The sequence below is a fragment of the Streptomyces sp. SCSIO 75703 genome (assembly GCF_036607905.1).
GTDB lineage: Bacteria > Actinomycetota > Actinomycetes > Streptomycetales > Streptomycetaceae > Streptomyces.
Map to the genome: position 1 here is coordinate 2,421,410 of NZ_CP144555.1, position 13,136 is coordinate 2,434,545.

15 protein-coding genes are annotated in these 13,136 nt (G+C 73.9%); 5 read left to right on the forward strand and 10 right to left on the reverse strand.

What is annotated here, in order from left to right:
* Window positions 1–49: 49 nt before the first annotated feature.
* Together VM636_RS10425 and sigE are read right to left on the reverse strand one after the other, a co-directional pair.
* Window positions 50–1,075, reverse strand: a complete 1,026-nt coding sequence (locus VM636_RS10425) for a zf-HC2 domain-containing protein (RefSeq protein WP_053914603.1) — start codon at window positions 1,073–1,075, stop codon at window positions 50–52.
* Window positions 1,072–1,743, reverse strand: a complete 672-nt coding sequence (sigE, locus tag VM636_RS10430; protein WP_030419080.1) for an RNA polymerase sigma factor SigE — start codon at window positions 1,741–1,743, stop codon at window positions 1,072–1,074. The genes VM636_RS10425 and sigE overlap by 4 nt, the downstream gene beginning before the upstream one ends.
* A 315-nt stretch (window positions 1,744–2,058) precedes the next feature.
* Here sigE and VM636_RS10435 point away from each other — a divergent pair, with 315 nt between their 5' ends.
* A complete protein-coding gene (locus tag VM636_RS10435; RefSeq protein WP_107091429.1) occupies window positions 2,059–2,733 on the forward strand; it encodes an O-methyltransferase in 675 nt (224 codons plus the stop codon).
* Here VM636_RS10435 and VM636_RS10440 read toward each other — a convergent pair.
* Both VM636_RS10440 and VM636_RS10445 read right to left on the reverse strand, forming a co-directional pair.
* Entirely contained in the window at window positions 2,730–3,686 is a 957-nt protein-coding gene (locus VM636_RS10440; protein ID WP_338484294.1) for an IS481 family transposase, read from the reverse strand. The two genes, VM636_RS10435 and VM636_RS10440, sit on opposite strands and share 4 nt — an antisense overlap.
* A 296-nt stretch (window positions 3,687–3,982) precedes the next feature.
* Window positions 3,983–4,150, reverse strand: coding sequence for a DUF3117 domain-containing protein (locus VM636_RS10445; protein ID WP_003966491.1), 168 nt, complete (start codon window positions 4,148–4,150; stop codon window positions 3,983–3,985).
* Between the two features lie 406 nt (window positions 4,151–4,556).
* Between VM636_RS10445 and VM636_RS10450 the strand changes: the two genes are divergently transcribed.
* Window positions 4,557–5,360 (forward strand): enoyl-CoA hydratase-related protein, encoded by an 804-nt coding sequence (locus tag VM636_RS10450; protein ID WP_030419078.1) that lies wholly within the window; start codon window positions 4,557–4,559, stop codon window positions 5,358–5,360.
* A 27-nt stretch (window positions 5,361–5,387) separates the two neighbouring features.
* On the opposite strand, the gene VM636_RS10455 is transcribed toward VM636_RS10450, so the two are convergent.
* Both VM636_RS10455 and VM636_RS10460 read right to left on the reverse strand, forming a co-directional pair.
* Window positions 5,388–5,969 carry a DNA-3-methyladenine glycosylase I gene (locus VM636_RS10455; RefSeq protein ID WP_030419077.1) on the reverse strand — a complete coding sequence of 194 codons (582 nt, stop codon included), beginning with the start codon at window positions 5,967–5,969 and terminating at the stop codon, window positions 5,388–5,390.
* Window positions 5,966–6,337: a DivIVA domain-containing protein gene (locus VM636_RS10460; RefSeq protein ID WP_053914822.1), complete on the reverse strand. Its 372-nt coding sequence runs from the start codon at window positions 6,335–6,337 to the stop codon at window positions 5,966–5,968. The genes VM636_RS10455 and VM636_RS10460 overlap by 4 nt, the downstream gene beginning before the upstream one ends.
* A gap of 188 nt (window positions 6,338–6,525) precedes the next feature.
* On the opposite strand from VM636_RS10460, the gene folP reads away from it, so the two are divergent.
* Window positions 6,526–7,398 (forward strand): dihydropteroate synthase, encoded by an 873-nt coding sequence (folP, locus tag VM636_RS10465; RefSeq protein WP_030419075.1) that lies wholly within the window; start codon window positions 6,526–6,528, stop codon window positions 7,396–7,398.
* A gap of 58 nt (window positions 7,399–7,456) precedes the next feature.
* Here the strand turns inward: folP and VM636_RS10470 are convergent, their stop codons facing one another.
* Together VM636_RS10470 and dapE are read right to left on the reverse strand one after the other, a co-directional pair.
* The gene (locus VM636_RS10470) at window positions 7,457–8,215 is read right to left on the reverse strand and encodes a TIGR00730 family Rossman fold protein (protein WP_030419074.1); all 759 of its coding nucleotides are present in this window, start codon (window positions 8,213–8,215) and stop codon (window positions 7,457–7,459) included.
* A 110-nt stretch (window positions 8,216–8,325) separates the two neighbouring features.
* Complete coding sequence (gene dapE / locus VM636_RS10475; RefSeq protein WP_030419073.1) at window positions 8,326–9,405, reverse strand: succinyl-diaminopimelate desuccinylase; 1,080 nt, start codon at window positions 9,403–9,405, stop codon at window positions 8,326–8,328.
* A 104-nt stretch (window positions 9,406–9,509) separates the two neighbouring features.
* Between dapE and VM636_RS10480 the strand changes: the two genes are divergently transcribed.
* Both VM636_RS10480 and VM636_RS10485 read left to right on the forward strand, forming a co-directional pair.
* Window positions 9,510–10,670: a hypothetical protein gene (locus tag VM636_RS10480; RefSeq protein WP_030419072.1), complete on the forward strand. Its 1,161-nt coding sequence runs from the start codon at window positions 9,510–9,512 to the stop codon at window positions 10,668–10,670.
* A gap of 376 nt (window positions 10,671–11,046) precedes the next feature.
* Complete coding sequence (locus VM636_RS10485) at window positions 11,047–11,370, forward strand: hypothetical protein (RefSeq protein WP_030419071.1); 324 nt, start codon at window positions 11,047–11,049, stop codon at window positions 11,368–11,370.
* A gap of 199 nt (window positions 11,371–11,569) precedes the next feature.
* Here the strand turns inward: VM636_RS10485 and VM636_RS10490 are convergent, their stop codons facing one another.
* Window positions 11,570–12,664, reverse strand: a complete 1,095-nt coding sequence (locus tag VM636_RS10490; RefSeq protein ID WP_053914502.1) for a bifunctional succinyldiaminopimelate transaminase/glutamate-prephenate aminotransferase — start codon at window positions 12,662–12,664, stop codon at window positions 11,570–11,572.
* Window positions 12,665–12,787: 123 nt separating this feature from the next.
* Complete coding sequence (gene fdxA / locus VM636_RS10495; protein WP_004926152.1) at window positions 12,788–13,105, reverse strand: ferredoxin; 318 nt, start codon at window positions 13,103–13,105, stop codon at window positions 12,788–12,790.
* Window positions 13,106–13,136 lie beyond the last annotated feature (31 nt).

The following is a 13,136-nucleotide window of genomic DNA, read 5'->3' on the forward strand; positions in this document are numbered from 1 at the left end:
CCCTCCCGGATTCAATCAGGTTTCCCGAGGCCGGCGCGCGACCCCGCGGTCAGGGAACCGGCCAGGTGGTCGCACCGGGGGACGCCGGAGGCGGCGCGGCGTCCGGGTCGGCGGCCGGGGCGGCGAGCAGGCCGGGCGGGCGGATGTCGGGCACCGCGGGCCAGGAGCGGAGCGAGAGCGGGGGCACGCTGCTCAACGGGCGTATCAACGGGGACATGGCGGCGGCGCCGGCCATCACCGGGGTGGTCAGCGCGTGGACCGTCTGCTGGCGCGGGTCGGCCGAGGGGGCGGGCACCCCGGGCAGCAGGGGCGCCGACGCCGAGGGGGGGACGGCCGGTGCGGCGGGGGCCGCCGGGGAGTCCCCGAAGCCGAGGTGGCCCTGGGACTGGCCGAGCAGCGGGGCGGCGGAGCGACGCCGCTGGTTCTCCGGGGTCGCGGCGGCGGCCGTGCCCTGGGTGCGCAGCGGGGTCACGTTGCTGCCGCTGCCGGAGCCGCCGCGGGCCTCGGCGGTGGTGTCGGGGGTGCCGACGGTGACGCCGCCGAGGGCGATGGCGGCGAGCGAGACCGCGCCGGCGGCGGCGAAGGCGAACCGCAGGCCGCGCGACGCCGACCGGTCGGCGTCGTGCCGGCTCACGTCGGCGATGCGGAAGCCCCGGTCCGCGACGGGCGCGGGCAGCGCGGGATGGGGGCGCGCGGGGGCGTAGTCGAACGCGAAGCGCTCCTCGCCCCCGGTACCGAAGACGCCGGAGCCGGAGCCGGGCCCGAGGCGGTCGGGCAGTCCGGCGAAGCCCGTGCCGCCGCCCGGCCGTCCGCCGGCGTCGGGATCACCCCCGGGCAGCCCCTGGAGGCGGGCGAGGAAGCTCTCGGAGGGGCCGGGCGGGGCCGTCTCGGCGAAGACGCTCTTCAGCCGTCGCTGGGCGTCCACCTCGGTCTTGCACTTCGGACAGGTCGCCACGTGCGCGAGCACCCGCTCACGCGCGTCGTGACCGAGCTCTCCGTCCACCAGGGCGGAGAGTCGGTCTCCCAGATGCTGTTCCGCGAGCTGTCCCTCGCGTTTCGGACGTGTCCCGCTCACGCGCTCGTGCCCCCTCCTCCCAGTGCGGGAACGCCGGCCACGAAGGACCGGCGTTCGGCGCGGGCCTGGGGAGAACGGTGGGCGAGGGCCTTGCGGAGCTGGGAGCGCCCGCGGTGGATGCGGGACCGCACGGTGCCGAGCTTCACGCCGAGGGTCGCGGCGATCTCCTCGTACGACAGGCCCTCGATGTCGCAGAGGACGACGGCGGCGCGGAACTCGGGCGCGAGGGTGTCCAGCGCCTGCTGGACGTCCGCGTCGAAGTGCGCGTCGTGGAAGACCTGCTGCGGGTTGGGCTCCTTGCTGGGCAGCCGCTCGGCCGCGTCGTCGCCGAGCGCGTCGAAGCGGATGCGCTGCTTGCGGCGGACCATGTCCAGGAAGAGGTTGGTCGTGATGCGGTGCAGCCAGCCCTCGAAGGTGCCCGGCGTGTAGGTCGACAGGGAGCGGAAGACCCGGACGAAGACCTCCTGCGTGAGGTCCTCCGCGTCGTGCTGGTTGCCCGTGAGGCGGTAGGCGAGGCGGTAGACGCGGCCGCTGTGGGTGCTGACGATCTCCTCCCAGGTGGGCGGAGTCCACGCCTGTGCGTCCGCGTCGCCGGCGAAGGTCGCGGTCTGCGCGCGCCCCGTGGCGGGGCGGGCGGCGTGGCTGTGGTCAGCAGCGGTGTCGTTCACGGATTTCGGCCTGCCCGCCGACCCGAGGATGCGCCGTAGCACTCCTCCGCGATCCACGGGTACGGCCGCACCTCCCCTGTCGGCTCTGGTGGTGTCCAGTGGAGCCCCTACCATAGCCACCTCGCCCGTTAGCTCCGGATAAGCGGTTTTACGAGAATTTGATCTGGGCTGGTCCGGGTCGTGCGGATGCGTCGCCGCGCGGGTGGTGCCCTGGTCCACGACTGTCCCCCCCCGTCCTCGTCCCGGCCGTCCGCCGCTCGTTTCCCCTCGCCTGGTAAACGGCCGGTCCCATCTGCGAGTTCCCGACCCCAACGGATACAGTCACGCCCGAGGCAACGACGGGGACAGGAGAGGGTCATTACCGGCAACCGGCAGACGAGCTGGGCGTTCGCCGACGCCTATGTCGCCGAGGACGACGCGCTGCGCTGGGCGCGCGAGCGGGCCCGCGAGGCGGGCCTGCGCTCGGTGACGCCCGGCACGGGCGCCGCGCTGGGACTGCTCGCCGCCACCGTGGACGCCAAGGCGGTCGCGGAGATCGGCACCGGCTGCGGGGTGTCGGGGATCCACCTCCTGCACGGCATGCGCCCCGACGGGGTGCTGACCACCGTCGACCCGGAGCCGGAGCACCAGCAGTTCGCGCGCCAGGCGTTCCGGGCCGCGGGCTTCGCCAGCAACCGGGCCCGCTTCATCCCCGGCCGGGCCCTGGACGTGCTGCCCCGGCTCGCCGACGCGGGCTACGACCTGGTCTTCTGCGACGGCGACCGGCTGGAGTACCTCGACTACCTGGACGAATCGTTGCGGCTGCTGCGCCCGGGAGGTCTGGTCGCCTTCGAAGGCGTCTTCGGCGCCGGCCGGACGGTCGACTCCGGGCCGCAGCCCACCGAGGTGCTGCGGCTGCGGGAACTGCTGCGCACGGTCCGCGAGAGCGGGGAACTGGTGCCGTCCCTGCTGCCGGTGGGCGACGGGCTGCTCTGCGCGGTGAAGCGCTAGATGTATTGACCCGCAGCGTTGTTGACACGGCTGATGGGCGGGTGTCCGTCCAGTGCGGTGTGGCAGCGGTGGTGGTTGTAGGTGTGGAGGAAGTCTGCCAGGGCTTCGGTCCGTTCGGTGTTTGAGGTGTAGGGCCGCAGGTAGGCCCATTCGTCGAGCAGGGTGCGGTTGAAGCGTTCGACCTTGCCGTTGGTCTGCGGCCGGTAGGCCCGGGTCAGCTTGCCGGTCGCGCCGAGCTCGGCCAGGACTGCCTTCCAGGCCAGGCCCTTGCGGTAGGCCCAGGCGTTGTCGGTCAGCACCCGCTCGATCCGGGTGATGCCCTGGCTGTGGAAGAACGTGGCCGCGCGGGTGAGGAAGCCCGCGCAGGTCGCGGTCTTCTCGTCGCCGTGGATCTCGCTGTAGGCGAGGCGGGTGTGGTCGTCGACGGCGGAGTGGACGTAGTCGAAGCCCATGTTGTTGCGGGTGGCCCGGCCGGCCTGGCGGCCCAGCGCTTTGTGACCGCCGCCGTCGGGGATCCGGCCGAGTTTCTTCACGTCGACGTGGATGAGTTCCCCGGGACGCTCGCGTTCGTAGCGGCGGATCAGCGTGCCGGTGGGGCGGTCGAGCCAGGCCAGGCGGTTGAGCCGGTGGCGGGTCAGGATCCGGTGGACGGTCGAGGCGGGCAGGCCCAGGATCGGGCCGATCCTGGCCGGCCCGAGCTTGCGGCTCTGTCGCAGGTCGCAGACGCGGGTTTCGACCGAGGCCGCGGTCCGGTGCGGCGTCGTGTGAGGCCGGCTCGACCGGTCGTGCAGGCCCGCCTCGCCTTCAGCCCGCCACCTGCGGATCCATTTGTGAGCCGTGGCCCGGGAGATACCCATCTCGGCGGCCACGTGAGCGACCGGACGGCCTGAGCAGACACGTTCGACCAGCAGTCTTCTACCGAAGACGGTCAGCCGGGCATTACGGTGGGGCACGAAGACCTCCGTGCGGTGAGTTCCTAGACAGCTCCCACCACACCGGAGGTCTTCGCCATGTTCAAGATCCAGCAGTGTCAACAACGCTCGTGATCAATACAGCTAGAACCTCTCGCTGGGATCACGCCGAGCTCGTGGGGTCCGGCCTGATCCACACGAAAGACCCTGGCCCGTCCGCGGGCGCCGGGACGCGCGGTGGCCCCGCGAGGAATGCGGGACGCGGGAGGGGATGCGGGAAATGCATCACCCCGGCGCCAGGCGGCACCGGGGCGATTCGACGGGCGGGACCGTCCGCGTCAGCCGACGACCTTCTTGAGGGCGTCGCCGAGCGCGTCGGCCTCATCGGGGGTCAGCTCGACGACGAGTCGACCGCCGCCTTCGAGCGGAACGCGCATGACGATGCCCCGCCCCTCCTTGGTCACCTCGAGCGGGCCATCACCCGTCCGCGGCTTCATGGCCGCCATGCTCGTTCCCCTTCCTGATACCAGCTCACCGTCACAGCCGACGGCCCCTGAAGGGCACGCGCGGTCCGACCGAGGACGCACGACACCGGCATCGAACACATTGCTTCCCGGCCATTATCCCGCATCCCTGGACCCGATGACCAACATCAGTCGGCATCGCTTGCGCAACGCACGCGAGCAAAACCACTCAATTCGGCGATGTGACTGCGATACTGCGCGCTCGCGCCCACTCCTCCCGAATGTCCCCGCACCCGCATTCTTTGACGCAGGTCACATCCGGGTACGGGCCCGGCGGCCGTGATCTCCGTCATGCTGTGCAGCAGACCCGGACGTACCGGCGGGTAGGCGGGGCGCTCCGTTCCGTCCGCCCCCGCCACGTCCACGACGGCGACGCGGAGGGACAGTCATGGCCGACACCGTGCTCTACGAGGTGAGCGACGGGCTCGCGACGATCACGTTGAACCGCCCCGAGGCGATGAACGCGCTGGACGTCGCGACCAAGGTCGCGCTCCGGGAGGCGGTGCGGTCCGCGGCGGCGGACGAGGCCGTGCGGGCGGTGCTGCTGACCGCGGCCGGGGACCGGGCCTTCTGCGTGGGCCAGGACCTCAAGGAGCACGTCGAGCTGCTCACCGCCGACCGCGAGCGGGGCTCCGGCGACACCATGAGCACGGTGCGCGAGCACTACAACCCGATTGTCCGCGCCCTGGTGGAGGCCCCGAAGCCGGTGGTCGTCGCGGTGAACGGGGTGGCGGCCGGGGCCGGCTTCGGCTTCGCGCTCGCGGCGGACGTCCGGATCGTCGCGGACACCGCGAAGTTCACCACGTCCTTCGCGGGGGTCGCGCTCACCGCGGACTCCGGCGTCTCCTGGACGCTGCCCCGCGTGGTCGGCCCCGGCCGCGCCACCGACCTGCTGCTCTTCCCGCGCGGCATCGGCGCCCGGGAGGCGTACGAGCTGGGCATCGCCACCCGGGTGGTGCCGGCCGCCGAGCTGCGCGCGGAGGCGGAGCGGACGGCGCGGGAGCTGGCGCAGGGGCCGACGGTGGCGTACGCGGCGCTCAAGGAGTCGGTCGCCTACGGGATGGCGCACTCGCTCGTCGAGACGCTGGAGAAGGAGGACGAGCTCCAGACCCGCGCCGGCACCTCCGAGGACCACGCGATCGCCGTGCGGGCCTTCGTGCGCAAGGAGAAGCCGGTCTACCTCGGGCGCTGAGCCCCGGCCGCGCGGCGCGGTCCGGGGTCAGGCCCGCCGCGCCGCGCAGCCGGCCAGGTGGTCGTCGACCAGGCCGCACGCCTGCATCAGCGCGTAGGCCGTGGTCGGGCCGACGAAGCGCAGGCCGCGCCGTTTGAGGGCCTTGGACAGGGCGGTCGACTCCGGGGTGAGCGCGGGCACGTCGGCGAGGCTCTTGGGGACGGTGCGGGCCGCCGGGTCGGGGGCGTGGGACCAGATCAGCCCGTCCAGCTCGCCCGGGGCCCAGCCGGCCAGCTCGCGGGCGTTGGCGAGGGTGGCGTCGACCTTGGCGCGGTTGCGGATGATGCCCGTGTCGGCGAGCAGGCGCTCGCGGTCCGCGTCGCCGAAGGCCGCGACCCGGGCGATGGAGAAGCCGGCGAAGGCGGCGCGGAAGCCGGGGCGGCGGCGCAGGATCGTGATCCAGGAGAGCCCGGACTGGAACGCCTCCAGGCTGAGGCGTTCGAAGAGGGCGTCGTCGCCGTGGACGGGGCGGCCCCACTCCTCGTCGTGGTAGGCCACGTAGTCCGCGGTGGACAGGGCCCAGGGGCAGCGCGGCACCCCGTCGGGCCCGGGGACGGCCTCGCCGCTCACCGCTCCTGCCCGCCGTCCGTGCCGGGCGCCGGCCGGTCGTGGTCGTGCCGCTGGAGGACGCCGGCGGCGCGGGCCCCGGCGAGGGCGGACTCCAGGTCGGCGATGCGGGCGTCGCGCTCGGCGAGTTCGGCGCCGAGCCGGCCGAGGGCGTCGTCGACGTCGGTCATGCGGTACCCGCGGACGACGAGGGGGAAGCGCAGCCGCTCCACGTCGCCGCGGGCCACCGGGCGGTCCGGGGGCAGGGCGTCGCACAGCCGCTCGGGGGCGGCCTCGGGCAACGGTCCGCTGTCGCCGCCGCTCACCACGGCGAGGGTCACCGCGGCGACCACGACCGCGAGCGCGACGACGAGGAAGAGGAACATGACCATCGCTTGGGCCCCCATGGCCGGATCGAGCGCGTGCGCACGCACTGGTGGGATGGACCGCACCGGCGGGTGGATCACATCGGCTGGTTGGATCGGAGTCGGTTGTGCCGGGTCCGATCGTGCCATGCGAGTCTGACAGTCGGGCCGTGCGCGGTCGAAGAACGGGACGTGAGAACGGTAGGGGCGAGCAGATGACACAGGGGACGCTCAGGCTGGGCGGGCGCGAGTTCGCGGCGCACGAGCCGGTGATCATGGCGATCGTGAACCGGACCCCGGACTCCTTCTACGACCGGGGGGCGACCTTCCTCGACGAGCCGGCGCTGGCCCGCGTGGAGCGGGCGGTGGCCGAGGGCGCGGGGATCATCGACATCGGCGGGGTGAAGGCCGGCCCCGGCGAGGAGGTGTCGGCGCGCGAGGAGGCGCGGCGCACCGTGGGTTTCGTCGCCGAGGTGCGGCGGCGTCACCCGGACGTCGTGATCAGCGTGGACACCTGGCGGCACGAGGTCGGCGAGGCCGTGTGCGAGGCGGGCGCGGACGTGCTGAACGACGCGTGGGGCGGTGCGGACCCCAGGCTGGCGGAGGTCGCCGCGCGGTACGGGGCGGGGCTGGTGTGCACGCACACCGGGGGCGCGCTGCCGCGCACCCGTCCGCACCGGGTGGCGTACGAGGACGTGATGGCCGACATCCTGCGGGTGACGGTGGGGCTGGCCGAGCGGGCGGTGGCGCTGGGGGTGCCGCGGGAGTCGGTGATGATCGACCCGGGGCACGACTTCGGGAAGAACACCCGGCACAGCCTGGAGGCGACGCGGCGGCTCGGGGAGATGACGGGGACGGGGTGGCCGGTGCTGGTGTCCCTGTCGAACAAGGACTTCGTCGGGGAGACGCTGGACCGGCCGGTGAAGGAACGTCTCCTCGGCACGCTGGCGACGACGGCGGTGTCGGCGTGGCTGGGGGCGCGGGTGTACCGGGTGCACGAGGTGGCGGAGACCCGGCAGGTGCTGGAGATGGTGGCGTCCATCGCGGGCCACCGCGCCCCGGCGGTGGCCCGCCGCGGTCTGGCCTAGGGTCTTCCGTGTGGATCAGGCCGGACCCGCGAGCCCGGCGTGATCCACACGAGAGGCCCTAGCGGCCCGCTTCCTTGGAGACGAGGGCGACCGCCTCGTCCACGTCGTCGGTGAGGTGGAACAGGAGCAGGTCCTTCTCCGCCGCCTTGCCCTCGGCGACCAGGGTGTCGCGGAGCCAGTCGACCAGCCCGCGCCAGTACCGCTCGCCGAAGAGGACGATCGGGAAGCGGGTCACCTTCTGGGTCTGCACCAGGGTGAGCGCCTCGAACAGCTCGTCCAGGGTGCCGAGCCCGCCGGGCAGGACCACGAAGCCCTGCGCGTACTTGACGAACATCATCTTGCGGACGAAGAAGTACCGGAAGTTCAGCCCGATGTCGACGTAGGGGTTCAGTCCCTGTTCGAAGGGCAGCTCGATGCCGAGGCCGACGGAGACGCCCTTCGCCTCCAGGGCGCCCTTGTTGGCCGCCTCCATGACCCCGGGGCCGCCGCCGGTGATGACCGCGAAGCCGGCCTCGACCAGACCGCGGCCGAGCCGCACCCCGGTCTCGTACTCCGGTGACTGGACCGGGGTCCGGGCCGAACCGAAGACGCTGATGGCGGGCGGCAGTTCGGCCAGCGTGCCGAAGCCCTCGATGAACTCCGACTGGATGCGCAGCACCCGCCAGGGGTCGGTGTGGACCCAGTCCGTCGGCGCGCGCTCGTCCAGCAGGCGCTGGTCCGTGGTACTGCGCTGGACCTGGTCGCGCCGGCGGAGGACGGGACCCAGGCGCTGTTCGTCCGGTGGCTGCTTCTTGCCCTCCGGGTTGCCTGTCGCCATGTGCGCTCCCTCCGTGTTGCAGGTTCTTCCAGGTCAGCGTAGATCCACGCGGGTTACGTACGGGGGACCTCAGCATGTCCGCCGCACAGCCGGGTAAACACGCCGGTCGATCACGAGGTCAGCCAGGAACGCAGCCGCTCCTCGCCGGCCAGGATCTTGGCGGTCTCGACGCGTTCGTCGCGCTTGTGCGCCAGGTGGGGGTTGCCGGGACCGTAGTTGACGGCCGGGACGCCGAGCGCGGAGAAGCGGGACACGTCGGTCCAGCCGTACTTGGGCCGGGGGGTGCCGCCGACGGCCTCGACGAAGGCGGCGGCGGCCGGGTGGGTCAGTCCCGGGCGGGCCGCCCCGCTGTGGTCGTCGACGACGAACTCCGTCACGCCGCAGCCCTCGAAGACCTCCCGGACGTGGGCCAGGGCCTCCTCCTCGCTGCGGTCGGGGGCGTAGCGGAAGTTGACGGTGACCACGCACTCGTCGGGGATCACGTTGCCCGCGACCCCGCCCGAGATGCCGACGGCGTTCAGGCCCTCGCGGTACTCCAGCCCGTCGACGACCGGGCTGCGCGGTTCGTAGGCGGCGAGGCGCGCGAGGATCGGGGCGGCGGCGTGGATGGCGTTGGAGCCCATCCAGGAGCGCGCGGAGTGCGCCCGCTCCCCCGCCGTCTTCAGCAGCACCCTCAAGGTGCCCTGGCAGCCGCCCTCGACCTCGCCGTCGGAGGGTTCGAGGAGCACCGCGAAGTCGCCGGCCAGCCAGTCGGGGTGGGCCTCCGCCACGTGCTTCAGGCCGTTCAGCTCGGCGGCGACCTCCTCGTTGTCGTAGAAGACGAAGGTCAGGTCGCGGTTGGGGGCCGGGACGGTGGCCGCGATCCGCAACTGGACGGCGACGCCCGCCTTCATGTCGCAGGTGCCGCACCCCCACAGCACGCCGTCCTCGTCCAGCCGCGAGGGGACGTTGCCGGCGATGGGGACGGTGTCGATGTGGCCGGCCAGGATCACGCGCTCGGCACGGCCGAGGTCCGTGCGGGCGACGACGTTGTCGCCGTACCGGTCGACCCTCAGGTGCGGCAGGGCGCGAAGGGCGCTCTCGATCGCGTCGGCGAGGGGCTTCTCGGAGCCGCTCTCGGACGGGAAGTCGACGAGGCGCGCGGTCAGCTCCGCGGCGTCCAGAGTGAGGTCAAGCGGGGTATCGGCCATGGTCTCGACCCTAACCCGGAGAAACCGGCGGAGGTCCCTCCGCCCGGTGTCCCGTCCGTCATGCCCGTCGCTCGGGCCCGGTGACTCTCCAGTACCTTGGACGCGTGCTTGAGCCGTCCCCAACCCGCAAACGCCGAGGCCGTCTTCTCCGTTTCGGGTCATCCTTCGTGGTCCTGCTCGCGGTCGCCGGCTACCTGGCGCTGCAGTACGTCACCGGTGGCGCGGGCGTGCCCGGCTGCAAGGTCGTCTCCGGCGACGGCGACGGGGCGACCTACGTGTTCACCCCGGAGCAGGCGGTGAACGCGGCGACCATCACCGCCGTCGGCACCGCCCGCAACCTGCCCGAACGCGCGGTGACCATCGCGCTGGCGACCGCGTTGCAGGAGTCCGCCCTGCGCAACATCGACTACGGCGACCGGGACTCGGTCGGCCTGTTCCAGCAGCGGCCCTCGCAGGGCTGGGGCACGCCGGAGGAGATCATGGACCCGGCGTACTCGGCGGGCATGTTCTACGACCACCTGGTCGAGGTGCCGGGGTACACGCGCCTGCCGCTGACGGTGGCGGCGCAGCGCGTGCAGCGCAGCGGCTTCCCGCAGGCGTACGCCAAGCACGAGCCGGACGCCACGCTGCTGGCCGCGGCGCTGACCGGGCGGTCCGCGGCGACGCTGACCTGCCAGGGGCAGCCCGCGCCGACCCGGGCCAAGGGCCCGGACGCGGTCCGCGCCGCCCTCGTGCGGGACTTCGGGCGCGCGGTGCTGCGGCCGGTGGACGCGGTGGCCGGCCCGGCCCCGTCGCCCACGGGCACGCCGTCCGGTCCGCGGGCCCCGGCGGACGGCACCCCGGCGGACGGCACCCCGGCGCCGCGGCTCCCGGAGGCCGCGGACGCCCCCGACGCCGCTGCCGTCCCCGGCGAGACGCCGGGGACGGCCGCCGGGCCCGCCGCCCCGGCCGGGCCGGACCCGGCGGGCGACGCCCCGGACGGACCCGCGGCGGAGCGCTCCTCGGGGCGGACCGTCACGGTGCCGGTGGTACCCGGCGGCGGCGCGGCGGACGGTGGCGAGGACCGGCCGGAACAGCGCGGCTGGCAGTTCGCGCACTGGGCGGTGGCCAACGCCTCGGCGCTCCACATCGAGCAGGTCTCCTACGCGGGCCGGGTGTGGACGGCGGGGAACACCGACAGCAAGTGGCGGCCCGTGGCGGGCGGCGGCGCCCAGGGCGCGGAGACGGGGCCGGGCGCGGTCCGCATCACCTCCGCGCCCCGCTGAGCCCCGGGCGCCCCGCGCACGTCCCCCACGAGCCGCGCCCGCCCGCAGGGGGCGTTCGGGCAGCCGTACGGCCCCTCACCCGCGAGAGTTGTCCTCACCCACACGGGCGGAGCGGGCCGCGCACCCTGCCGCGCCGTCACCCCGGGGGGCGCGAAAACGGCGCGTACGCAGGGCTCTCCCGGGGTTGCGCGCCCCCGGAACGGGGAGGTCCCACCCGCTTGTCAGCGCACCCGATAATGCGACGCATTACCAACTCTTTACCTCGGGCCGCCGCAACCTTCGGCGCCGTCGAGCGGTAGTCACTGCGTCCGACCCCGGTTGATCTTGCACCGGGAGCGGGCGGAACACTCACCGTTCACTCCGTCGAAGGAGCATCATGTCCCTCCCCCTGACCCGCCGGATCGCCCGTGCCGCGCTGCTCGTCGCCGCCGGAGCCGCCGCCGGGGTCGGTGCGGCCGGCTCCGCCGGCGCGGCTCCCGCCCTGCCGGCCACCCCGTCCCTCGGCGGGCTGACCGCGCTGGACACGGCGAACGTCGGCGGCACCGTCGAGGACACCGCCCAGAACGTCACCGGGGTCGCGGGCCAGGCCGGCGGCACGGTCGTCGACAGCGCGGCGCCGGCGGCCCAGCAGGCGGCCGGGGACCTGGTCGGCGGCGCGGCCCAGGGCGGCCTGCCGGTGGACGGCCTGCCGCTCGGCTGACCCGGCGGGGTGCGACCGACGGGGTCCGGGGTCTCCCGGGCCCCGTCGTGCCGTACCCGGCCGTCCCGCGGGCCCGTCGGGGCCGTGCGCGGCGACCGCGACCCGCGGGCCCGGCCGACCGCGCACGGCGGCCGTCCGGCGGCCCGGGAGTCCGGCCCCGCGCCCGGGGCGGGGAGTCCGGCCCCGCCCCGGTCGCGGCTCAGCGCAGCCGGTCGACCGCCGCCCGGACGCGCTCGTCGGTCGCGGTGAACGCGACCCGCACGAAGTTCGCGCCGGCCGGCCCGTAGAAGTCGCCGGGCGCCACCAGGATGCCGTGTTCGGCGAGGTGGGACACCGTCTCCCAGCAGGATTCCCCGCGTGTCGCCCACAGGTAGAGGCTCGCCTCGCTGTGCTCGATACGGAAGCCGTGGCCGAGCAGCGCCTCCCGCAGGGCGGCGCGGCGGGCGGCGTAGCGCTCGCGCTGGACGCGGACGTGCTCGTCGTCGCCGAGGGCCGCCACCACGGCCGCCTGCGTCGGCGCCGGGGTCATCATGCCGCCGTGCTTGCGGATCTCCAGCAGCGGGCCGAGCACCTCCGGGTCGCCCGCGAGGAAGGCCGCCCGGTAGCCCGCGAGGTTGGACCGCTTGGAGAGGGAGTGGACGGCGACGAGCCCCTCGCAGGAGCCGCCGCTGACGTCCGGGTGCAGCACGGAGACCGGGTCGGCCTCCCAGCCCAGCTCCAGGTAGCACTCGTCGGAGACGACCAGGACGCCGTGCTTGCGGGCCCAGGCGACGATCCGGGTCAGCTCCGGCTTGGAGAGCACCCGGCCGGTCGGGTTCGACGGGGAGTTGAGCCACAGCAGCCGCAGGCCGTCCGGGTCCAGCTCGGTCGGGTCGTCGTACGCCTCGTGGGCGGCGCGGGCGAGGCGGGCGCCGACCTCGTAGGTGGGGTAGGCCAGGCGGGGGAAGGCGACCCGGTCGCCGGGGCCGAGGCCGAGCTGGGTGGGGAGCCAGGCGACGAGTTCCTTGGAGCCGACGACGGGCAGCACGTGGTGGTGGGTGATGCCCCGGGCGCCCAGGCGGCGGCCCACCCAGTTGGTGATCGCGTCCCGCAGTTCGGGGGTGCCCCACACGGTCGGGTAGCCCGGGGAGTCGGCCGCGGCGATCAGCGCCTTCTGGACCTGGTCGGGCACCGGGTCGACGGGGGTGCCGACGGAGAGGTCGACGATGCCGTCCGGGTGGGCGGCGGCCGTCGCCTTGTACGGCGCGAGCCGGTCCCAGGGAAAGTCGGGGAGTCGGTCGGAGACTGCGGACACGGGGAGCTCACTTTCTGCTGCGGACGCGCCGCCGGACGGCAAACGCCTCGGTCCCGTGCGGCGATCGGGCGATCGGGCCGTACGGGACCGAGGCGGCGCGGGCGTGCGGCCGGGCTCGCGGGGTTACGCCTGCGGCGGCAGCGCGGCGATGAAGGGGTGGTCGCGCTCGATCAGTCCCAGCTTGCTGGCGCCGCCGGGCGAGCCGAGCTCGTCGAAGAACTCGACGTTCGCCTTGTAGTAGTCCTTCCACTCCTCGGGAGTGTCGTCCTCGTAGAAGATCGCCTCGACCGGGCAGACCGGCTCACAGGCACCACAGTCGACGCATTCGTCCGGGTGGATGTACAAGGACCGCTGGCCCTCGTAGATGCAGTCGACCGGGCACTCCTCGATGCACGCCTTGTCCTTCACGTCGACACAAGGCTGCGCGATGACGTAGGTCACGCTGTCGTTCCTCCTCGATTGGGCGCCGGCG